Origin of the sequence: Arthrobacter sp. SO3 (genome assembly GCF_020532825.1) — a bacterium.
Lineage (GTDB): Bacteria > Actinomycetota > Actinomycetes > Actinomycetales > Micrococcaceae > Arthrobacter.
This window is the reverse complement of sequence record NZ_MQTS01000071.1, coordinates 1-21,520: the sequence shown is the minus strand read 5'-3', so window position 1 is coordinate 21,520 and position 21,520 is coordinate 1. Positions and strand designations below refer to the sequence as shown.

The window sequence follows — 21,520 nt, the reverse complement described above, 5'->3', positions numbered from 1 at the left end:
CCCAAACCACCCGGCAGCCCGCCACAACTATGTGACGCGGCGTTACCCTGCGTGAACGGGTGTTTCCGCACCGTTGTTTCACCGGATGACGCCGCCCTATCGTCGATGCATGGCAATTCAGGACATTTACCCCACGGCGCTGCGCCTCCTTGGCCGCCCCGTGCTGGTCGTCGGCGGCGGCCCGGTCGCCGCACGCCGCGCCAAGGGACTGCTCGACGCCGGAGCCCGGGTCACCGTCGTCGCGCCCCTCGCCTGCCCGGCCCTGAACGGCCTTGCCGACGCCGGCCTCCTCACCTGGGAGCCGCGCACCTACCGCCCTGCCGACGTCGACGGCGTCTGGTTCGTCCAGACCGCCACCGGCAACCCCGCCGTGGACGCGCAGGTGGGCGCCGACGCCGAGGCGCAGCGCATCTGGTGCGTCAACGCCTCCGACCATGAGGCCTCGGCCGCGTGGACGCCCGCCGTCGCCGTCGTCGATGACGTCAAGATTGCCGTGAACGCCGGGGGAGACCCGCGCCGCGCCATGGCCGTGCGCGACGCCGTCGCGACCGCCCTGGAAACCGGGGACCTGCCGCTGCGCCGGCGCCGCACAACCACAACCGCCGGTTCAGTGGCGCTCGTCGGCGGCGGACCCGGCGACACCGGCCTCATCACCGTCCGCGGCCGGCGGCTCCTGGGCCAGGCCGACGTCGTCGTCGCCGACCGCCTCGGCCCGCGCGAACTCCTCCGCGAACTGGCCCCCGACGTGCGCGTGATCGAGGTTGGCAAGACCCCCGGCCACCACCCCGTCCCGCAGGCCGAGATCAACCGCATCCTCGTCGACGAGGCCCTGCAGGGACACCGGGTGGTCCGGCTCAAAGGCGGCGACCCGTACGTCCTGGGCCGCGGCGGCGAGGAAGCCGAGTTCTGCCGCCAGCACGGCGTCGAGGTTGAAGTGGTTTCCGGCGTCACCTCGGCCATCTCGGTCCCGGCCGCCGCCGGCATCCCGGTCACGCACCGCGGGCTGGCCAAGGGCTTCAGCGTGGTCACCGGCCATGAGGAGCTCTCCGAAGTCCCGGCCCGGGCCGACCACACCGTGATCCTGCTCATGGGGGTGGGCCAGTTGCGCGATTCCACGGCTGCCCTGGGACGCGCCGGTTTGCCAGCGGGGACGCCGGTTGGCATCGTAGAGAATGGTTATTTGCCGAACCAGCGGGTGACCATCGGAACGCTCGGGACCATCGCGGACCAGGCGGAGGCCGCAGGCGTCGCGAACCCCGCCGTGATCGTGATCGGTGACGTGGTCCGCGTCAGCCCGTTCGCGCCGTCGCACTTCAAGACCGCGGACTACAGCACCACTTCCCCGAACGCCCCGCGCACCGCCCGCACCACCCAGACCCGAGTACTGACCCCCTAAACCCGTCGATTGCTCCCTAACTGCCGTTATTAAGCCTCATAAGGGCCGTTGTGGAGCAATGGATGCAGAAGAATAAAGGAACACAGCCGTGTCAACAAACACCCCTGTAGGAACTGCCGCCCGCCCGCTGCGCATCGCCGTCGTCGGCTCCGGACCCGCCGGGGTGTACGCCGCGGACATCCTGACCAAGAGCGAGGCCGTCAAGAGCGGCGAGCTCACGGTGAGCATCGACCTCTTCGACCGCTACCCGGCGCCCTACGGACTGATCCGCTACGGCGTCGCCCCGGACCACCCGCGGATCAAGGGCATCGTCAACGCCCTGCACAAGGTCCTGGACCGGGGCGACATCCGCTTCTTCGGCAACGTCGACTACGGCACCGACCTCTCCCTCGAGGACCTCCGCACCCACTACGACGCCGTCATCTTCGCCACCGGCGCCATCAAGGACGCGGACTTGAACATCCCCGGCATCGAACTCGGGGGCTCCTTCGGCGGCGCCGATTTCGTCTCCTGGTACGACGGCCACCCGGACGTCTCCCGCGACTGGCCCCTGGACGCCCGGGAAGTCGCCGTGATCGGCAACGGCAACGTCGCCCTGGACGTCGCCCGGATGCTCTCCAAGCACGCCGATGACCTCCTCGTCTCCGAAATCCCGGACAACGTCTACGCCGGCCTGAAGTCCTCGCCGGTCACCGACGTGCACGTCTTCGGCCGCCGCGGCCCCGCCCAGGTCAAGTTCACCCCGCTGGAGCTGCGCGAACTGTCCCACTCCAAGGACGTCGACATCATCCTCTACGCCGAGGACTTCGAGTTCGACGCCGAATCGGACCGCCAGATCCAGAGCAACAACCAGACCAAAACCATGGTCGGCACGCTCACCAACTGGATCGCCGAGCAGCCCGAGGACCTCTCCGAGCTCACGGCCTCCCGCCGGCTGCACCTGCACTTCCTGCACAGCCCGGTGGAGGTCTACGACGACGCCGCGACCCCCGGCCGCGTCGCCGGCATCAAGTTCGAGCGCACCGAGCTGGACGGAACGGGCAACGCCCGCGGCACCGGCGAGTTCGTCGACTACCCGGTCCAGGCCGTGTACCGCGCCATCGGCTACTTCGGTTCCTCGCTGCCCGAGGTCGAGTTCGACCACAGCAAGGGTGTCGTGCCGAACGACGGCGGACGTGTCCTGGACGCCGCCGGCACCCACGTGCCGGGCATCTACGCCACCGGCTGGATCAAGCGCGGACCCGTCGGCCTGATCGGCCACACCAAGGGCGACGCCCTGGAAACCGTGACCTACCTGCTGGAGGACCGCGAAAACCTGCCGCTCGCCGCGGCACCCGCCCCGGAGACGATCGTGGAACTGCTGGAAAGCCGCGGCGTGCAGTACACGAGCTGGGAAGGCTGGCTGGCGCTGGACGCGCACGAGCGGTCCCTCGGCGAGAAGGCGAACGCCGGCGCCGGTGCGGACGGCATCCGGCGCGAGCGCGTCAAGGTGGTCCCGCGCGAGGCCATGGTCCAGATTTCCCGCGACGGGGTGGCCGCGGAGGTCTGACCCCCGCACCACCCACCCAGCACCAACGCGGGGTCACATACGGCCCATCCCGGAGGGGATTATGGGCCGTAAGTGACCCCGCGTTGTTTGGCGGGGGGAGGGGCAAACCGGGGCTTTAGTCAGTAGGCTTACCGTCATGGATGAGCAGCAGATGCCAGGGACCCGCCGATGAGGCTCCGTCGCAGCAACGCGTCCGGCCGGGGCTACCGCCGGGTCGGCGCCGGGAGCGGCTTCAGCTACAAGGACCTGGACGGCACCACCCTGGCGCCCGGGCCGGTGCGCGAGCGCCTGGAAAGCATCGGCATCCCGCCGGCGTGGACGGACGTCTGGATTGCGCCGTACGACAACGGGCACATCCAGGCCACGGGTCTCGACGCGGTCGGCCGCCGCCAGTACATCTACCACCCGAGCTGGCGGGAGCGGAAGGACCGGCTGAAGTTCGACCGCTCGCTCCAGCTGGCGGAAACCCTGCCGGCCGCGCGCCGGCTCGTCACCATGGATCTGCGCTCCGAGGGCCTCACCCGCGAACGGGTGCTGGCTGCCGCCTTCAGGATGCTGGACAGCGGCTCGCTGCGGGTCGGCTCCGAGCGCTACACCAACGAAAACGGCAGCCACGGCCTCGCCACCCTGCTCTGCGCCCACGTGCGGGTCCGCAAGGACGAGATCAGGCTGAGCTTCCCGGCCAAGAGCGGCAAGACCTGGGAGTCAAGGATCGACGACGCCGACCTCGCCGCCGTCGTGCGCCAGCTCAAGCGCCGGGGCGGCAACGCCCGCCTGCTGGCGTACCAGGAGGGCCGGAGTCGGCACCCGGTGTCCAGCCAGGACATCAACCAGTACGTCAAGGAGCGCACCGGCCAGGACTTCACGGCCAAGGACTTCCGCACGCTGCGCGGGACGGTGGCCGCCGCCGCGAGCCTGGCGCGGAGCGGCCCGCAGCCCAAGGTTTCAGCCCGCAAACGCGCGGTGAGCCGCGCCATGGTGGACGCGTCCGCGGTCCTGGGGAACACGCCGTCGATCGCCCGGAAGAGCTATGTGGATCCCCGGGTCCTGGACCACTTCGCCGCGGGGGAGACCATCGACCCGAAGCGGCCGGACTCGGCCGAGTCCGAGGTCCGGTCCCTGCTGTACCAGGAAGGCGACGTGGTCCCGCTGCGCTGAGCGCCCCGGCTCAGAACCCGGCGTTGATGAACCCGATGACGATCGCGGTCCGCTACAGCCGGGAGCTGCAGCCGGCGCTACATTCGGCCGAAGCGTGCCCGGAGCAGTGCGAACGCCCCGTAGGCGATGAAACCTGCACCGATCGCTACGAGCAGGGCCGGTCCGAACGGATGGTCCTGCAGGGCCTTGAGGCTGCCGTCAAGTCCTGTGGACGAACCGGGGTCGTTGGTGGCTGCGGCGATGACAAACAGCAGCCCGGTCAGGATCAGCGCCGCACCCTTGGCGAAGTGGCCGGCGACGCCCAGGCCGCTGACCAGCCGGCCCCGGTGCGTCCCCTCAAAACGGGCCAGCTCCTCCTTGAACCTCTTCCCCGCGCCCTTGACGATGAAGTACACGCCGATCCCGATGATGGTCAGGCCCAGTCCGACCAGCGCCGGCACCCCGAACGGGCTGCGCACGACGGCGGTGCTGAAGTCCCGTGTGGAGTCGCCGGAATCGCCCGGGTTCCCGAGGGCGAAACCGGCGAAGCTCAGTCCCACACTGCCGTAGGCGATGCTGAGGAAGCCGGAGGACACGAGCTTCCCGAGCCGCTGCCGGCGCGGGACGTGCCTGGCCCGCAGGGTGGCCTCGCTCAGCTGCCACAGCGAGAGCCCGGCGCACCCGATGAAACCGGCCCACATGACCGCCGGGCCCCACGGGTTGGCGGCGAGCTGTTCGATCGCCCCGGTGGGCTCGGCCTGGCCGGGGGCGCCCAGCGCCAGGGCCACCGCGATCGCGCCGATCACGATGTGCAGCAGCGCCATCACCGCAAAACCGGACCGGGCGACGACGTCGAGCGCCGCGCTGTTCGATGCCGCCTCGGCCGCGTCGGCTGCGTCGCCGGCAACCTCGCTGAGGGTCCCGCCGCTGGTCCCTCCAGCAGTGGGCGGCCGGCCGTCTGCCCCGGATGATTCCATGCCGCCGAGTCTACGCAGGGGAGTGCGCTGCCGGACTATCAAGTTTTTCATAAGTGTGCTTACCATAGCCGAGTCGCGGTCCTTCGGGGGTGGCGGCAGTTCCGGATTCGAACACAGACGATAGGAAGCTCTCCATGGCAGGTAATCTTGTTGCCCGATCCATCCACGACCTGACGGCGGGCGCCTGGTTCGGCGGCTCGCTGATGGGCGCCATTGGGCTGAACGGCGCGACGGCGGAGGCCAGGGACCCGGCCGAACGCACCCGGCTGTCCAGCCTGGGCTGGAAGAAGTGGGCCCCGGTCCAGACGGCGGCCTTCGGCGCGCACTTCCTCTCCGGCATCGCGATTATGTGGGAAAACAAGGGGCGGATGGCCAAGCAGGACGGCGTCATGCGCCTCAGCGTCATCAAGTCCATCGTGACCCTTGCCGGTGCGGGTGTGAGCCTGTACGCCGGGCTTCAGGGCGCCAAGGTGGACAAGCTGGCCGGCGAGGGCGCCAAGGGTGCCACCGAGCCCAAGCCCGGCGCATCCGAGGAACTCCGCTCCGCACAGCAGCAGCTGAAGGTCATGCAGTGGGCCATCCCCGTTTTTGCCGGCACAGTGATTGTCCTCGGCGCCAAGCACGGTGAAATGCAGCGTCCCAAGAACGTGTTCGCGGGCCTCGCCCGCTAGCAGCGGTTCCCGCGCCCGCCGCGGGCTTCCGCTGGCCCGCGCCCGGGCCGTCGGCCCCAACAACGAAGGCCTCCGCGCCGGAACGAGATTCCGGGGCGGAGGCCTTTGTTGATGAGCCGGGAGGACCTACTGCTGGATCCACTCCGCGCAGGAGTTCAGGTTCCGGTGCACGCTCTCGACGGCGGCGGTTTCGTCGTGTGCGGCGATGGCGTCCACGAGTTCGTCGTGGCCTTCGTGCGGTAGTCCGTTGAAGCCGCCGCGGCGCTGCTGCCGGAGCAGGTCGGCGTGGAAGACGGCGCCGAAGCTGTTGTACAGCTCGTGGAGCAGCGGATTGCCCGACGCCTGCGCCACAAGGACATGGAAGTCCCAGTCCGCGCGGGCCCAGCCGGTGTAGTCCCCGGCGTGCCAGGCGGTGCGGCGCGCCTCCAGCAGCAGGCGCAGCGCATCGACGTCGTCGGCGGTCGCGTGGCGGGCGGCGAGCCGGGCCGCCTGGGTGTCCAGGCCGACCCGGACCTCCAGGATGTGGACCTGCGAGTGGTCACGGTACATGCGCTGGGCGGCGCCGGAAATTTCGCTGGTGGCGCGGACGTAGGTGCCGTCCCCGCGGCGGACTTCCAGCATGCCGCTGTGCGCCAGCGCCTTGACCGCCTCGCGCAGGGTGCCGCGGGAGACTCCGAGGACTGCCATGAGTTCGGGTTCGGCCGGGATCCGCTGCTGCAGCGGCCATTCGCCCGAATGGATCAGCTCCCGCAGTTTGCCGGTGATCTCCTCCACCAGCGGCGGCCGGTGGGACGTGGTGAGTGTCATGACTGTTCCTTTCCGGCGGGTGTGGCGGCGGGCGTGGCGGCGGAGGCGGCTGCCGGCGCGCCGGGCGTGGCGACAAGCTGCGGGTCCGGCTTCGGCGGGTCCATGCGCCGGGGAACCTGTGGCCGGGCGGTCAGCAGATGCCCGACGGCGATCTGGCCCAGGGCCACGGCGAGCAGCAGGACCAGTGGCAGGGTCCAGGCGCCGGTGGCGCTGTGCAGCAGCCCCATGCCGAACGGGCCGAGAGTCGCCAGCAGGTAGCCCGCGGACTGCGCGACCGTGGACAGTGCGGTGGTTTCGGCGGTGGTGCGGCCGCTGCGGCTGATCATCACCATCACGAGCGGGAAGATGCCGAGCCCGAAGCCGAGCAGCACCGCCGTCAGCGGAGCCCAGGAAACCGGCAGGACGAGCATGGACAGGACCCCCGCGGCCATCGTGACCGTGGCCAGGTAGAAGGCGGTGCGCTGCATCCGGGGCCGTGAGCCGATCGCGACCAGCACCATGCCGGCCGGGACGGAGACGAGCTGCATCAGGCCGAACATCAGCCCGCCCTCGGAGGCCGAGAGGCCCAGCGTGACCAGCATGTAGGGGAACCAGCTGAGTACGGCGTAGGCCAGCAGGGCCTGGACCGTGAAGCCGAGTGTAATCAGTGCGCCGGTGCGGGTCCGCAACAGCGGCCAGGGGGAGACCCGGCCGGCTTTGGCGGCAGGCGCGTTGCGGTGGGCGTGCAGGGCGATCGGCAGGAAGCCGAGGCAGGCGCCGAGTGCGAGGAAGCCGATCGCGCCGACCCCGGCGGAGGGCGAGCCGAGCTGCTGCGCCACCGGGACGATCAGCACTGCCACCACGGTGGCGCCGGTCGTCATGGTCACGGTGTAGAGCGCCGTCATCAGCGAGGTCCGGTGCGCGAAGTGGACCCTGATGAAGGACGGCATCGCCACGTTGCAGATCGCCAGCCCGGACATTCCGACGACGGTGCCCGCCAGCAGCATGCCGGTCGACGGGATGCCGCGGACCAGCAGCCCGGCCGCCAGCAGCACGAGGGAGAGCAGGATGGCCTTCTCGAGGCCCAGCCGCCGGGTGAGCCATGACGTCGCGGCTCCGGCCACGGCGAAGCACAGCGTGGGGATCGAGGGAATGATGGCGGCGACCAGCGGCCCGTAGCCCAGGACTTCCTGCAGGTCGTGCAGGAGCGCGGCGGCGCCGGTGATGCCGGCACGCAGGTTGAGTCCGATCAGCACAATCGCCACGACTCCGGCGATGACCACGCCGCGGGGTGCGCGCTCGACGGCGGGAGGTGCTGTCTGGGGAGGGGCGGACGTCGCCGTGCTGATAGCCATTCCTAAAGGTTAGACGTTTGATGTTTGATGTCTAGCTTTTAGTGGCGAATATCTCGGCAAGTGACACGGCGGGTGCCGGCAGGCCGGCCGGGGCGGCGACGGCGGCTGCGTACCCGCTGGGCGCCGGAACCGGACAGACCAGGAGGCCGTGGACTGCGGGATGGCCGGCGCCCTCCGCGCGCAGGATGCCTGCGGTGTCACTCCCGTCCGCGGTGCCCGCGGTGTCCGCAGGGACCAGTAGCACGCTGGAGGGATCCACGGCCAGGCCGACCCCGGCTGCCTTCAGGACGGCTTCCTTCGCTACCCACAGCCGGATCCGTCCGGCGTCGGTCAGTTCAGGCCCGTGCGGCCCGGGCCGTTCCTCCGGGGCGAGGGCGAAGTCGTCGAAACCCGCGAATACCTTGGCAGGAACCCGTTCGATGTCCGCGCCGAGGCTGGCCCCTGCCGGGCCTGCGGCTGCCATGACGGTTCCGTGGCTGCGGGACATGCTCAGTGCGACTCCGTCGACCGACGGTTTGCCGTGCTCTGTGCTCCCGCACCCGGCGCACGTCCGCCGGACGTCAAGCCGGGCAGCGTCGCCGGGCGCCAGCCCCAGCCGCCACGCTGCCAGCAGCCTGAACAGGGCGTGGGACGCGGCGTAGTCCAGCCGGTCCTCCGCACGCCTGAACCGGAGCGGGGCGTCGCGTTCCTCCGGCGACAGAAAAGCGTCCAGGCCCCCGTGGAGCGCACCGGACCGGGCCGGGGCCGCACGGCCCGCTGCATCCCGGACCGCGGAGGACGCCACCGCCAGGTACACAATCCCGGCAGGACCAGGACCAGGACCAGGACCAGGACCAGGACCAGGACCAGGACCAGGACCAGGACCGTGGCCGGCGGCCGTCACCGCTTGCTGATCCGGCGGTACTGCGCGATCGCCAGCGGGGCAAAAACGGCGATGATACCGACGCTGCACAGCACCGAATAGAGGATGGCGTTCTCCGCGGGCCAGCCGCCGGGTGCAACGAAGCCGGCCGGCGCCGCGTTGCCGAAGAGCTCGCGGGCTGCGGTGGCGACGGCGGTCACCGGATTCCATTCCGCAATCACGCGGAGCGGTCCGGGAAGGGAGGTGACGGACACAAAGGCGCCGGACACGAAGGTGACCGGGAAAAGCCACACGAGGCCCAGGCTCTGCGCTACTTCCACGCTCCGGGCCGTCAGGGCTATGACGGCCCCGATCCAGGAAACCGCAAAGGCGAACAGCAGCAGCAGGGCCAGCGCCGCCAGGGCCGAGGCCGGGCCGGTGGTGATCCGCCAGCCAATGGCGAGGCCGCATAGCAGCGTCGCGACGACGGACAGCACGCTCGTGGACAGATCGGAGGACGTGCGGCCCAGGATCACGGCCACGCGGGACATCGGCAGGGAGCGGAAGCGGTCGATCAGCCCGAGCTGGAGGTCCTTGGCCAGGTAGACGGCCGTGAAGGAGGCATTGAACGTCAGGGTCTGCGCCAGGATGCCGCCAATAAGGTAACTGCGGTACTGGTCTCCGCCGAGCGTTCCGCCGAAGACGAAGCCCAGCAGCAGCACGAACATCACCGGCTGCACGAGTCCGGTGACCAGCGCGCCGGGTGTCCGCAGAACGTTGATCAGGTTGCGGCGGGCAACGACGGAGCTGTCCCGGGCGGCGGCGGTGATGGCGCTCATGCGGGCACCTTGGCTTTCCCCGAAACGGTCTGTTCCGGAGTCTGCTCGTCCGGGGCAGCTGCCGCGGCGTGGCCGGTGAGCTGCAGGAACACGTCGTCCAGGGTGGGGCGCCGCAGCGAGGCCTCCTCCACGGGCAGGGCGCGGGCATCCAATTCTGACAGCACCCGGACCAGCAGCCGGTGGCCTTCAGGGGCAGCGATGGAGACGCGCAGGTTCTGCGGGTCCTGTTCGGGCCGGGAGTCCGGGCCGGCGGCACGTTCCAGGACACCGGCGGCCGCGGCGAGGTCCGCGGCGTTGCGCATCACGACGTCGATCCGTTCCGAACCGGCGCTTTGCTTCAGTTCCGTTGCGGTCCCCTCGGCAATGACACGGCCGTGATTGATGACGGCGATGTGGTCCGCGAGCCTATCGGCTTCCTCGAGGTATTGGGTGGTCAGCAGAACGGTGGTGCCGTCGGCCACGAGGCCGGACACGACGTCCCAGGTGTCGAGCCGGCCGCGCGGGTCCAGCCCGGTGGTGGGCTCGTCCAGGACTACGACCTTGGGCCGGGCCACGATGGCCCCGGCGAGGTCCAGCCGCCGCCGCATTCCGCCGGAAAAGGTACCGGAGCGTTTGCCTGCGACGTCGGTGAGCCGGAAGCTTTCGAGCAGTTCATTCGCCCGGGCCGCGGCGGTCCGCCGGTTCATGCCATACAGCCGGCCCACCATGTGCAGGTTTTCGAAGGCCGTAAGCTTTTCGTCCACGGCGGCGTACTGGCCGGACAGGCCCAGGTTCCGCCGCACCAGCTCGGGGTGGCTCAGTACGGAGTGGCCGGCCACCCGGGCGTCACCGCTGTCCGGGGACAGGAGGGTGGTGAGCACCTTGACGGTGGTGGTCTTGCCGGAACCGTTCGGTCCCAGCAGGCCCAGGACGGTCCCAACGCCGGCCCGCAGGGAGAGCCCGTCCAGTGCCTTGAAGCTGCCGAAACTCTTGCTGACGTTCTCGACCCGGATCACTGCGCAGTGGCGAGTTCGGCGACCTTGCGAGGAGCCATGTCGGTCCAGGTGCGGGAGACGTAGTCGAGGCAGGCCTCACGGCTGTCCGGGCCAAACATTGTCACCCAGCCCTGCGGGACGGCCGCGAAGGCCGGCCAGAGGGAGTGCTGCTGATACTCATTCACGAGTACGGAGAACGTTGCGGACTTGTCATCGAATGGATTCGTCACGTTGACCTTTCCTGTCGGTTCTGGCGTTCGGAAAGCCCCTCTTGTGGAACAGGAGCATCACTGGTTATTCGGCTCCGCCGCCCAGCTGGATGGCCAGCGCGGGCATAATTGCGCTGAGAGCCCGGTCACTGAGCAGCTGGGAGTGACGCTCGTCCACGGGAATGTCGGTGAGTGTCCCGGTGATGAACGGCTGCCAGGCATCGCTGCCGGGAGTGCCGTCAGGCACCTCCCGGGTGGCCCGGAAGAACAGCAGCCCGCCGTCGAACACCTGCGGCTGCTCCCCGCGGATGAGCCGCGCCAGCTCGGGGAAGTTGCCCACCATGGCGTTCACCGAGTCCAGCGGCACAGTTCCCAGCGGGTTGTGCTGTTCGCGCAGGATCTCCTGGGCGCGCTGCCCGTCCAGCCCGGCCGTGTCCTCGTCCGCCAGGTCATAGCCCTGCGCTTCGAGGTAGCTGGCCCAGAGCCCGGGGCCGGTCCCCACCCTGGCGTTGTCCTCCTGGTTGCCGGGAAAGGCGTCGAGGATGGCCAGGAACGCCACCTCCTCGCCGAGTTCCTGCAGCCGGGTGGCCAGGCGGTGGACCAGGTGCCCGCCGAAGGACCAGCCCATCAGGTGGTAGGGGCCCTCGGGCTGCACGGAACGGAGCTGGGCGATGTATTCGTCGGCCAGTTCGGTCAGGGTTGCGGCCCGGAGCGGGTGGGTGCGGCCGGGTTCCATCCCGGGCATCTGCAACCCGATCAACGGCCGTTCCGGATCCAGCTTCCCGAGCATGGATGCGAAGCCCCAGCTGATGCCGGACGCCGGGTGCACGGCAAACAGCGGCAGCTTGGTTCCGTTGGTGCGCAGCGGCAGCAGCTGGCGCAGGCTGTCGGCGGCGCTCTCCTCCGCACCCTTGGAAGCCTCGCGCAGCAGGCCTTCCACGGTGGGGGCACGGAACAGCGACTGGACCGTCAGCTCGGTGCCCAGCGCCGTGTTGATGTTGGCGATCAGCGGCTGGGCCAGGAACGAGTGCCCGCCGAGCTCGAAGAACGATTCGTCCACGCCCGCCCGCTCCAGGGACAGCACCTCGGCGAAGATCGCCGCGACGGTCTTTTCCCGGGGGGACCGCGGGCCGCGTCCGGCACTGCGGGCCGTGTTGCCGGGATCGGGCAGCGCACCGGCGTCCACCTTGCCGTGCGGGGTCAGCGGCACCTCATCGATCACGACGACGGCGGCCGGCACCATGTAGTCCGGCAGCAGCCCCCGCACGTGGCTGCGGACGGCGCTGGACAGGGTGCCGGCGTCGGGGCCGGACCCTGCAGCGGAGTCCGCCGGCACGACGTACCCGATCAGGCGGACACCGGTGGCGCCGCCCTGCGCACTGTCGTTCCCGGAGGCGCCCACGACAGTGCGCACGACGGCGGCGCGGACGCCGGGAGCGCTGCGCAGCGCCTGCTCCACCTCGCCGGGTTCCACGCGGAAGCCGCGGATCTTCAGCTGGTCATCGTTGCGTCCGGCAAACACCAGCCGCCCGTCGGCATGCCGGTAAACCACGTCGCCGGTCCGGTACATCCGTTCCCCGGCACCGGCGAAGGGATCCGCGATGAACCGCTCGGCCGTCAGCTCCGGACGGCCGCGGTAGCCGCGCGCCAGCTGGCGGCCCGCGACGTAGAGTTCGCCGGCGGCGCCAGGCAGGGTGTGCTGCAGACGGCCGTCCAGAACGTAGAGCCGCGTGCCGGCGGTGGGTTGGCCCAGTACGGGCTCCTCCGTGTCGCCGACCCGGGCCAGCACGGTGTCCACGGTGGCCTCGGTGGGTCCGTAGAGGTTCCAGGCCTGGACGCCGGGGTGCGCTGCGATCCTTCCCCAGAGCCTGGCGTCGAACGCCTCGCCGCCGAGGGCCAGGCTGAAGCGTCCGGCCGCGCCGCTTCCGGTGGCGTGGGTGTCGAGCAGCCGGGTGAACTCCGGTTCGGCCAGGAGCTGGCGCAGGTACCCGGGGGTGGTTTCCCAGGCATTGATGCCGTGGTCCGCGAAGTAGGCGGCGAGCCGCTGGGAGTCGCGGCGGGTCTCGTCGCCGATCAGGTGCAGCTCGTGGCCTGCCACCATCCAGAGGATCGGGTCCCAGGAAGCATCGAAGCCGACGCCCGTCGTGTGGGCGACCCGGCGGCGTCCGGCGCCGGAGAGCAGGGTCTCCCGGTGCGAGCCGAGCAGCGCCGCCAGGGCGCCGTGGCTGACCTCGACGCCCTTCGGCCGGCCGGTGGATCCCGAGGTGAACATGACGTAGGCAAGCTCGCGCGGGTCCGGCTGGGGGAGGGCCGCCAGTGCGGCCGCCGCCTCCACTCCGGCGTCCGGGCCGTCATTCTGCGCTGCGGCCTCGCCGTCTCTGTTCGCCTCTCTGTCCGCCGGCGCGACGTCTTCCAGCACCAGCACGCGGGGCCGGACAGCCAGCTCCGCGAGCAGCAGCCCGACCCGGGCGGCCACGGAGCGGCTGGTAAGGATCACGGGCGGGGCGGCGTCCTCGATGATGGCCGATGCGCGCTCGTCGGGGTATTCGGTGTCGATCGGGTTGTAGACGCCCCCTGCGGCCAGGATGCCGAACATGGCCTCGACCGTTCCGCGTGAGCGGGGGAGCATGACGGAAACCACGTCGCCGCGGCTGACTCCCGCCCTGGCGAGGGCGGCGGCGATCCGGGACGCCGAGGCGGCGAGGCCGGCAAAGCTGCGGGATCCGTCCTCCGCGACCAGCGCGGCGGCTTCCGGCGTCGCACGGACGGTGGCGGCGAGGGCTGCCAGGATGCCGGGCTCCTCGCGGGCCGCTGCAGCGCCGTCGGCCGGGGCCGAACGGGGTCCGGCGGTGGCCGCCATCAGCGGGCGGGTTTCCTCGTCCCCGATCATCGGGAGCAGGGACACGGGGGTGTCCGGGGAAGCAGAGGCGAGCTCCAGGAACCGGCTGAAGCTGTCGGCGAGCCGCCGGGCCGTTGCCTCCTCGAACATCGCCGCGTTGTAGTCGACCGTGCCGGCCAGCCCGCCGCCGCCGCCGCTGACGCTGCCGCCGTCGGCTTCGGCTTCGCCGCCGGGCCGGAAGGTGAAGGAGAGATCGAACTTCGCTTCTCCTGACGCCGTTTCCGGCACGGGCGCCACGCGGACGCCGGGCAGCTGCGGAACAGCGGGCACCTCGTTGTCCACGGTGAGCATGGTCTGGAACAGCGGGTGCCGGCCCAGCTCCCGGTCCGGGTTCACTGTTTCGACGAGCCGCTCGAAAGGCACATCGTCATGGTCGAAGGCGGCGAGGATGCTTTCCCGTGAGCGGCCCAGCATGGTCCGCAGGCTGGGGTCGCCGGCGGCGTCCACCCGCAGCGGGAGGGTGTTGACGAAGAAGCCGACCAGCTCGCGCAGCGCAGGATCCGTCCGTCCGGCGGTCGGGGAACCGATCACGACGTCGTCGCCGGCGCCGCTGCGGTGCAGGAAGGCGGCCAGCGCCGCGTGCAGCGCCATGAACAGGCTCGCGTTCGACGCCGAGGCAAGGCCGTTGAGTGCCGCGACGCTGCCGGGATCGAGCCGGAAGGCCAGCTGCCGTCCGGGCTGGCGGGATTCGCGGGGCCGGCGGTGGTCTGCCGGCAGCATCAGTTCGGCCGGGATGCCGGACAGGGCGCTGCGCCAGTGCTCCAGTTTCGCGGTGAGGGCCGTCCCGTCGAGCTGCTGCCGCTGCCAATTGGCGTATTCGGCGTACTGCAGGGGCGGGGGAGCCGGAGCGGCAGCCGGGTCCGTGCCCCGGGCGGCCCCGTAGGCAACGGACAGGTCCCGTGCCAGCGGCGCAAGGGAGGCGCCGTCGCTCGCGATGTGGTGCATGACCAGGTGCAGGACCCACTCCGGTGCGGCGGCGGACGGGATCCGGACCAGCCGCGCGCGCAGCGGCAGCTCGGTGCGGACGTCAAAGCCGCGTTCCGCGTCGTCCCGCAGCAGGCCCGGCACCTCGGACTGGGTCGCGGCGGTGCTCACGGCCAGGCGCATGCCCGCGCTGTGGGCGGCGTCGGACGGGTCCAGTACCAGCTGTTCCGGCACTCCGCCGGTCTCCGGGTAGATGGTCCGGAGGACCTCGTGGCGGCGGAAGAGCGCGTCGACGGCGGCGGCCAGCGCCTGCTCGTCGAGCCCGCCGGTGAGGCGCACGGCCAGGGAGATGTTGTAGTCGGCCGAGCCCGGGTCCAGCTGGTTCAAGAACCACATCCGGGACTGGGCGTAGGAGAGGTCAAGCCGTGCGGGCCGGACGGAGCCGTCGCTGGCCAGCCAGTCCGTCAGGGAGGCCGGCTCCGACTGCCAGGCGTCCAGGTCCGCGCCCGCGCCGGTGCCTGCGGCGGCGCCTGCGGAACCGGCGTTGCCCGTCTGCCGGTGCACCGCTGCCAGCAGCCCGGCAGGTGTGGGCTCGTTGAAGAGTGTGCGCAGCGGCAGTTCGGTGCCGAAGGCTTCGCGGATACCGCCCATCATCGAGACTGCGAGCAGGGAATGCCCGCCCAGGACAAAGAAGTCGTCGCCCATCGAGACCTCAGCCACGCCCAGGACCCCGGCGAAGATGCCGCACATGGTGCGTTCGTCCCGGGTCTCGGGGGCGGCACCACGGCCGGTTTCGGCTGCCGGAGCCGGGAGGGCCCTGCGGTCCAGCTTGCCGTGAGGCGTCAGGGGGATGGCAGGCAGGTGCGTGAAGACGGCCGGCACCATGTAATCGGGCAGCCTGGTTGCAGCCAGGGCGCGCAGTTCCTCGGGACCGGCGGTGCCGGTGTAGTAGGCCATCACGCGGTGGGCAGGTTCGCCGTCGGCCACGGCCACGGCCCGGTCCACCTGCGGATGGGACGACAGCACAGCCTCGATCTCGCCGAGTTCGATCCGGAAACCCCGGACCTTGACCTGCTCGTCCGTGCGGGAGAGGAACTCCAGCGATCCGTCCGTCGCCCGCCGGACCAGGTCGCCGGTGCGGTACATCCGGCTGCCGTCGGCGGCGAAGGGGTTGGCCACAAAGCGTGCGGCCGTCTCGGCGGCGCGCCGGTCGTAGCCGCGCGCCATGCCGGGACCGGCAAGGTACAGCTCGCCCGGGACGCCCGCCGGAGCAAGCGCCAGGTACTGGTCCAGGACGAAGGTGTCCGTGCTGGCGATGCCCCGGCCGATCACCGGTGAACCGGCGCCGATCTCCGCGGTCACCGAGTCCACGGTGAACTCGGTGGGGCCGTAGAAGTTGTGGGCCGAGACTTCCGGCGTCCGGGCCAGCTGCGTCCAGAGCTCTGTGGTCACGGCCTCGCCGCCGAGCGCCAGGATGAGGGGCTGTTCCCGTGACGGGTCGAGCAGGCCGCTCTGCAGCAGCTGGCCGGCGTAGGACGGCGTTGTTTCGAGCACGTCGATGCCGTTGCTGCGGCAGTAGCCGGTGAGCGACTCGGCGTCGCTGCGGACCTCGTCGGCCACGAGGTGGAGTTCCGCGCCGGCGATCAGCCAGAGCATCGGATCCCAGGCGGCGTCGAAGCCGAGGCCCGCGATGTGGGCCACGGACACGCTGCCATCCGGTCCGGCGGCCTGGAAGCGCGGGGCGTAGAGCGTGCGGTGGTGGTGGCGGTACAGGTTGGCCAGGGCGCTGTGCGGCACGGCGACGCCCTTGGGGCGCCCGGTGGAACCGGAGGTGTAGAGCACATAGGCCAGGTCGTCGGCGGCCGGGCGGCGCTGTGCCAGGGCGGCGTCGGAAATACCGGCACCGGCGGCGAGCAGCGTGTCGACATCGAGGGTCAGCGGGCCCTCCGCGCCGGGACCCCCCGGGACCGGTGCGGCGGAGATGACGACGGCGGGAGCGCCGTCCTCGAGGATGATCCGGATCCGCTCCTCCGGGTAGGAGAGGTCCACCGGAATGTAGACAGCGCCGGCGGCGAGCACCGCCAGGGCGGCCGCGACGACGTCGGCCGTGCGCGGCAGGGCCACGGCGACGCGGCCGCCGGGTTCCACACCGGAAGCCAGCAGTCCCTTCGCGAGGGCCTGGACCCGGCGATGAAGCTGGCCGAAGCTGGCGCCGGCCGCCGTGCCGGCGACGTCGATGAGGGCCGGGGCAGCCGGGGTTCGGGCCGCTGTGGCCTCGAAGGCCTCGACGACGGTCTCCGGCCCGGCCCCGTCCGCCTGGGGCACGTCGGCGTGAAGGCTTTGGTCCAGGGCGAGCCGGTGCTGCTCGCGGGACTGAATCCGGAGCCGGTCCAGCGTGATCCCGGGATCCGCAGCAAACTGCTCGACCACGGCCAGGTAACCGGCGACGAGCTGCTCGACGGTGGCGCGGGAGAACAAAGCGGGGTTGTAGGCGAGCGAACCGCGGATGCCGGCGGCTCCTTCCACAAGGTCCAGCAGGAGGTCGAACTTGGCGCCGCCGGCTTCCTGGCTGAGGTCTGCGGTCGCTTCCAGCCCGTCCATGGACAGCCCGGGCGTAGACATGTTCTGCAGCGTGAGCATGACCTGGAAGAGCGGGTGGCGGTGCTGGGACCGGGCCGGATTGAGTTCCTCGACCACACGCTCAAAGGGCGCGTCCTGGTTGGCGTAGGCGTGCAGGTTGGTGTACCGCACGCTCTCCACGAGCTCCGCGGCGGTGGGGTTCCCGGAGGTGTTGGTGCGCAGCACCAGGGTGTTGACGAAGAAGCCCACAAGGTCGTTGAGCTGCGTGTCCGTGCGGCCGGCCACCGGAGTGCCCAGCGGGATGTCCTCGCCCGCGCCGGACTTGGTGAGCAGGGCCGCGAGGGCGGCCTGCAGCACCATAAAGAGGCTGGCGTTGTGGTCCCGCGCCAGCTTGTTGAGCCGGGCGCCGGTTTCCGGGCTGATGGTGAGGGGAACGGAGGACGCCGGCCCGGTGGGGTTTTCCGCGCCCCGGAGGAAGTCGAACGGCAGCCGCAGTTCCTCGGGGGCGCCGCGCAGTTCGCGGCCCCAGAATTCGAGCTGGCGGGAGATGGCGCTCGCCGGATCGTCCTCGCTGCCCAGTTCGCCGCGCTGCCACAGCGTGTAGTCGGCGTACTGGACCGGAAGCGGAACCAGCGGGGTGTCCGCACCGGCGGCCAGGGCGTTGTACGCGAGCGAGAGATCCCGTGCCAGCGGCGCCAGCGACCAGCCGTCAGCAGCAATGTGGTGCAGCGTAATGGCCAGTACATGGTGATCCGGGGCCAGCTGGAACAGGACGGCGCGCAGCGGCAGCTCCCAGGTGACGTCGAAGCCCCGCCGGGTTTCCGCGGCGAGGGCGCCGGCCAGCCCGGCTGCGGTGCACTGGACGGCCAGCAGCTCCACCGGGCGCTCGCCGTCGGCCAGGATCCGCTGGACGGGTTCGCCGTCGACCAGCGGGAACACGGTCCGCAGGCTTTCGTGCCGGCCCGTGACCTGGTTGATCGCGCCATGCAGCGCCGGCACGTCCAGGGTGCCCTGGAGCTCCAGGACCACGGGAATGTTGTAGGCGCCGGAGCCGGGCTCGAAGCGGTTCAGGAACCAGAGCCGGCGCTGGGCGAAGGAGAGCGGAATGACCGCGGGGCGTTCCACCGGTATGAGTGGGTGCGCGTTGCCGGCTCCCAGTTCCAGGATCTCGGCGAGGGCAGCCACGGTGGCCTGTTCAAACACGGTGCGCAGCGCCGGGGCGACGCCGGTCCGGTCCCGCAGCAGGGCCACGAGCCGGGTTGCCAGCAGGGAGTGCCCGCCGAGGTCGAAGAAGTCGTCGTCCAGCCCGACGGAGTCGAGCCCCAGGACCTCCTTGAAGGCCTCGGCCACGATCCGTTCCCGCTCGTTGCGGGGCTCGGAGACGGCGGTGGCCTGGTCCGGGGCGGGAAGCGCCCGGATGTCCAGCTTGCCGTTGGCGGTCAGCGGGATGGCGGGGATCTGCTGGACGGCGGCCGGCACCATGTAGTCCGGCAGTTGCCGGCGGAGCAGTTGGCGGAGCTCTGCGGTATCCAGGCCGGCAGCGTCCAGGCCGGCAGCGTCGCGGCCGGCGCCGTCCGGTCCGGGGGAGGCGGTGACATAGCCGAGCAGCTGGTCGTAGCCCGCCCGGTTCTTGGTGACGGCGACGGCGGCGTGCTCTACGCCGTCGAGGTTCCGGAGGGCTTCCTCGATTTCGGCCGGTTCGATCCGGAAGCCACGGATCTTGACCTGGGCGTCCATGCGCCCGCGGAATTCCAGCGTCCCGTCCGGAAGGCGGCGGACGACGTCGCCCGTGCGGTACATCCGGGAGCCGTCGGGGACGAACGGGTCGGCGACGAACCGTTCGGCGCTGAGCCCGGGCTGGTCGAGGTAGCCGCGGGCCAGGTTGATGCCGGCGACGTAGAGCTCGCCGACGGCGTTGACGGGCACCGGGTTCAGGCCGGAGTCCAGGATGTAGTGCCGGCTGTTGGCCACGGAGTCGCCGAGCGTCGGCTCGGTGCCAGGCTCCATCACGGCGGTGAGGGAATCGACCGTCGTCTCGGTGGGCCCGTAGAAGTTGTAGGCCACCAGCCCGTCCTTCTCCGCGAGCGCGCTCCACAGCGGCGGGTCCACGGCCTCGCCGCCCAGGGCCACCACCGAGGGGTGGGTGTCCCGGTCGAACAGGCCGCCGGCGAGCAGGACCTTGGCGAAGGACGGGGTGGTTTCGATCGAGTCGATCCCCGTGCCGGCCAGGTAGCTGCTGAGAGCTTCCGGGTCCCGGCGGGTCTGGTTGTCCACGAGATGGAGTTCATGGCCGGCGATGAGCCAGAGGATGGGGTCCCAGGAGGCGTCGAAGGACAGCCCGGCGGTGTGCGCGACCCGCAGTTTCCGCCCGAGCCGTTCTTCGGCCGGCCGGAAGATGCTGTCCCGGTGCGAGGTGTAGAGGTTCAGCAGGGCGAGGTGTTCGACGCCGACGCCCTTGGGCCGTCCGGTGGAGCCGGAGGTGAAGATGACGTAGGCGAGATCCTGCTGTCCTGCGGTGGACTCCGGCGGTGCTCCGTCCTTGCCGGCCAGGCAGGACACCATCAGGGCCGCGTCCAGCACGGTGACGGGGACGTCCGTGGCGAGTTTGGCATGGCCGGAGTCGTCCGCGGTGAACGCGGCGGAGCTCAGCAGTCGGACCGGGGCGGCGTCCTCGAGCATTCCCTCGACCCTGCCCGCCGGGTAGTCCGGGTCCAGCGGCAGGTACGCGGCCCCGGATTTGAGGGTCGCCAGGATTGCGACGGGGAGCAGGACGCTGCGCTCCAGCCGGACGGCGACGGTCTGCCCGGGGGCCGCACCGTGGCTCGTGAGGAACCTGGCCAGCTGGTTCGAGCGGGATTCCAGCTCGCCGAAGGTGAGCTCGCCGTCGGGCGCGACGACGGCGGTCCGGGACGCGGACTCTCGGGCGCTGAGCCGGAATTCCTCCACAATGGTGTGCCCGGGGAGGTCCGTATCCCCGGCGTCTCCGGCGGCCAGCAGGGAGAGTTCCTCGGCGGAGGTGGTGACCGACAGTGCGGCCAGGAGGGAATCGGGCTGGGTGGCGACGGCGTCGAGGAGCCGGACAAAGCGGTCCAGGTGTTCCTCCAGTTCCGTCGGACTGTAGAGACTGGCGTTGGCTTCGAACTGGACGGTGGGTGCCTGTTCTTTACCGGCGGCCGCGCCGGTGCCGGAGCCGGCGTCGGACGTTGAACCGCCACCCAGGCCGTGGATGATGATTGAGAGGTCGTCGATGGGGCCGGTGGACAGGATGTTCATCCTGCCGCGGGCGGGGCCGAACCTGATGTCGTCCAGGACGGGCAGGATGTTCACCGACGGGCCACGGTAGCCGCTCTGGGCATTGAGGTCCTCGAACCGGGCGCGCTGGTGGATCACGGCTCCGCGCAGGGTGGCGCCCATGGTGCCGATGGTGTCGCGGACTGTCGCGCCAGGTTCGACGCCGATCCGGATGGGCAGGATGTTGGACAGCATCGACGGCGTGGATTTCGCCAGCCTTCCGCGGCGTGCGGTCACGGGCAGTGCCACGGAGACGTCGCCCTCGCCGGTGATCCGGTGCAGATACAATGCGGCGGTGGTGAGGGCCAGCGCCGGCGCGGAGCCGGCGGAGGATTGCAGCGCCGCGGCGGCCGGGGCCGGCAGCGTCCTGGCGGCGCGGACCAGCGAGCTTGCCGTGCCGGCGGGCCGTCCGGCGAGTCCGGCGGCGGCCGGGGCGTCCTGGAGCCGGGCTGTCCAATAGGCCCGGTCGGCGTCGGCGGCATCGGACCCTGCGTAGTCGGCCTCGGCGGCCAGGAGTTCGGACAGGTCGCCGAACGCCGGGATGTCGTTGGTGTCCGGGCCCTCCAGCAGCCCCTGATAGAGCTCCGCCATGCGCTTGAGCACCAGCACGGCCGAGTAGCCGTCCAGCATGACGTGGTGCACCCGCTGGTAGAAGAAGTGCCTCTCGTCAGAGAGCTTGATGAGCTCGGCGTGGAGCAGTTGGTCCGTGACGACGTCGCGCGACAGGGCCAGGTCGGCGTCCATCAGCATCCGGGCTTCAGCCTCCGGGTCCTGGGTGCCGCTCAGATCCGTGAAGTCCAGCCCGGCCGGGTTGGGCCGCGGCAGCTGGAACGGGCCCGAGTGGTCTTCGCCGAAGACCACATTGAGGGCATCCGTCCCGGCCACCGCCCGGGCCACAGCGTCAGCCAGCACAGGCACCTCCAGCGGCCCCTCGATCTCGACGAACTGCCCGATCTGGTACATCGGGTTTTCCGGTGCCAGCTGCTGCGCGTACCAGATGCCCCGCTGGGCCGGACTCAGATCGAGCCGGCCTTCGGAGTTGTCGGGCTGGGCGTTCAGGGGATTCGGGGACATGTTCCTTCTCGGGTTCTC

The 21,520-nt window shown here is 70.8% G+C and carries 12 protein-coding genes; 4 read left to right on the top strand and 8 right to left on the bottom strand.

Features of this window, described 5'->3' with window-relative positions:
* Positions 1–109: 109 nt before the first annotated feature.
* The 3 genes from cobA to BJQ90_RS07650 all read left to right on the top strand — a co-directional run bounded on the left by cobA (position 110) and on the right by BJQ90_RS07650 (position 4,103).
* Entirely contained in the window at positions 110–1,396 is a 1,287-nt protein-coding gene (gene cobA / locus BJQ90_RS07660; protein ID WP_226759702.1) for a uroporphyrinogen-III C-methyltransferase, read from the top strand.
* Between the two features lie 88 nt (positions 1,397–1,484).
* Positions 1,485–2,945, top strand: coding sequence for an FAD-dependent oxidoreductase (locus tag BJQ90_RS07655; RefSeq protein WP_226759701.1), 1,461 nt, complete (start codon positions 1,485–1,487; stop codon positions 2,943–2,945).
* Positions 2,946–3,113: 168 nt separating this feature from the next.
* Entirely contained in the window at positions 3,114–4,103 is a 990-nt protein-coding gene (locus BJQ90_RS07650) for a DNA topoisomerase IB (protein WP_226759700.1), read from the top strand.
* Between the two features lie 77 nt (positions 4,104–4,180).
* On the opposite strand, the gene BJQ90_RS07645 is transcribed toward BJQ90_RS07650, so the two are convergent.
* The gene (locus tag BJQ90_RS07645) at positions 4,181–5,059 is read right to left on the bottom strand and encodes a DUF1206 domain-containing protein (protein WP_226759699.1); all 879 of its coding nucleotides are present in this window, start codon (positions 5,057–5,059) and stop codon (positions 4,181–4,183) included.
* Positions 5,060–5,193: 134 nt separating this feature from the next.
* Here BJQ90_RS07645 and BJQ90_RS07640 point away from each other — a divergent pair, with 134 nt between their 5' ends.
* Positions 5,194–5,730: a hypothetical protein gene (locus tag BJQ90_RS07640; protein ID WP_226759698.1), complete on the top strand. Its 537-nt coding sequence runs from the start codon at positions 5,194–5,196 to the stop codon at positions 5,728–5,730.
* A 126-nt stretch (positions 5,731–5,856) separates the two neighbouring features.
* Here BJQ90_RS07640 and BJQ90_RS07635 read toward each other — a convergent pair whose 3' ends face one another.
* From BJQ90_RS07635 to BJQ90_RS07605, 7 genes are all read right to left on the bottom strand, one after another.
* A complete protein-coding gene (locus BJQ90_RS07635; protein ID WP_226759697.1) occupies positions 5,857–6,537 on the bottom strand; it encodes a FadR/GntR family transcriptional regulator in 681 nt (226 codons plus the stop codon).
* On the bottom strand, positions 6,534–7,871 hold the full coding sequence (locus BJQ90_RS07630) for an MFS transporter (RefSeq protein ID WP_226759696.1): 1,338 nt from the start codon (positions 7,869–7,871) through the stop codon (positions 6,534–6,536). The genes BJQ90_RS07635 and BJQ90_RS07630 overlap by 4 nt, the downstream gene beginning before the upstream one ends.
* 31 nt (positions 7,872–7,902) lie before the next feature.
* A complete protein-coding gene (locus tag BJQ90_RS22695; RefSeq protein ID WP_226759695.1) occupies positions 7,903–8,655 on the bottom strand; it encodes a 4'-phosphopantetheinyl transferase family protein in 753 nt (250 codons plus the stop codon).
* Positions 8,656–8,750: 95 nt separating this feature from the next.
* The gene (locus BJQ90_RS07620) at positions 8,751–9,551 is read right to left on the bottom strand and encodes an ABC transporter permease (protein ID WP_226759694.1); all 801 of its coding nucleotides are present in this window, start codon (positions 9,549–9,551) and stop codon (positions 8,751–8,753) included.
* Positions 9,548–10,546, bottom strand: coding sequence for an ATP-binding cassette domain-containing protein (locus BJQ90_RS07615; protein ID WP_226759693.1), 999 nt, complete (start codon positions 10,544–10,546; stop codon positions 9,548–9,550). Before BJQ90_RS07615 ends, BJQ90_RS07620 begins: the two co-directional genes overlap by 4 nt.
* Positions 10,543–10,755 carry an MbtH family protein gene (locus BJQ90_RS07610; RefSeq protein WP_226759692.1) on the bottom strand — a complete coding sequence of 71 codons (213 nt, stop codon included), beginning with the start codon at positions 10,753–10,755 and terminating at the stop codon, positions 10,543–10,545. Before BJQ90_RS07610 ends, BJQ90_RS07615 begins: the two co-directional genes overlap by 4 nt.
* A gap of 64 nt (positions 10,756–10,819) precedes the next feature.
* Entirely contained in the window at positions 10,820–21,502 is a 10,683-nt protein-coding gene (locus BJQ90_RS07605) for a non-ribosomal peptide synthetase (RefSeq protein WP_226759691.1), read from the bottom strand.
* Positions 21,503–21,520 lie beyond the last annotated feature (18 nt).

Coding starts and splice junctions, on each gene's coding strand:
- cobA (WP_226759702.1), top strand. CDS start 110: ATGGCAATTCAGGACATTTACCCCACGGCGCTGCGCCTCCTTGGCCGC.
- BJQ90_RS07650 (WP_226759700.1), top strand. CDS start 3,114: ATGAGGCTCCGTCGCAGCAACGCGTCCGGCCGGGGCTACCGCCGGGTC.
- BJQ90_RS07645 (WP_226759699.1), bottom strand. CDS start 5,059: ATGGAATCATCCGGGGCAGACGGCCGGCCGCCCACTGCTGGAGGGACC.
- BJQ90_RS07640 (WP_226759698.1), top strand. CDS start 5,194: ATGGCAGGTAATCTTGTTGCCCGATCCATCCACGACCTGACGGCGGGC.
- BJQ90_RS07635 (WP_226759697.1), bottom strand. CDS start 6,537: ATGACACTCACCACGTCCCACCGGCCGCCGCTGGTGGAGGAGATCACC.
- BJQ90_RS07630 (WP_226759696.1), bottom strand. CDS start 7,871: ATGGCTATCAGCACGGCGACGTCCGCCCCTCCCCAGACAGCACCTCCC.
- BJQ90_RS07620 (WP_226759694.1), bottom strand. CDS start 9,551: ATGAGCGCCATCACCGCCGCCGCCCGGGACAGCTCCGTCGTTGCCCGC.
- BJQ90_RS07605 (WP_226759691.1), bottom strand. CDS start 21,502: ATGTCCCCGAATCCCCTGAACGCCCAGCCCGACAACTCCGAAGGCCGG.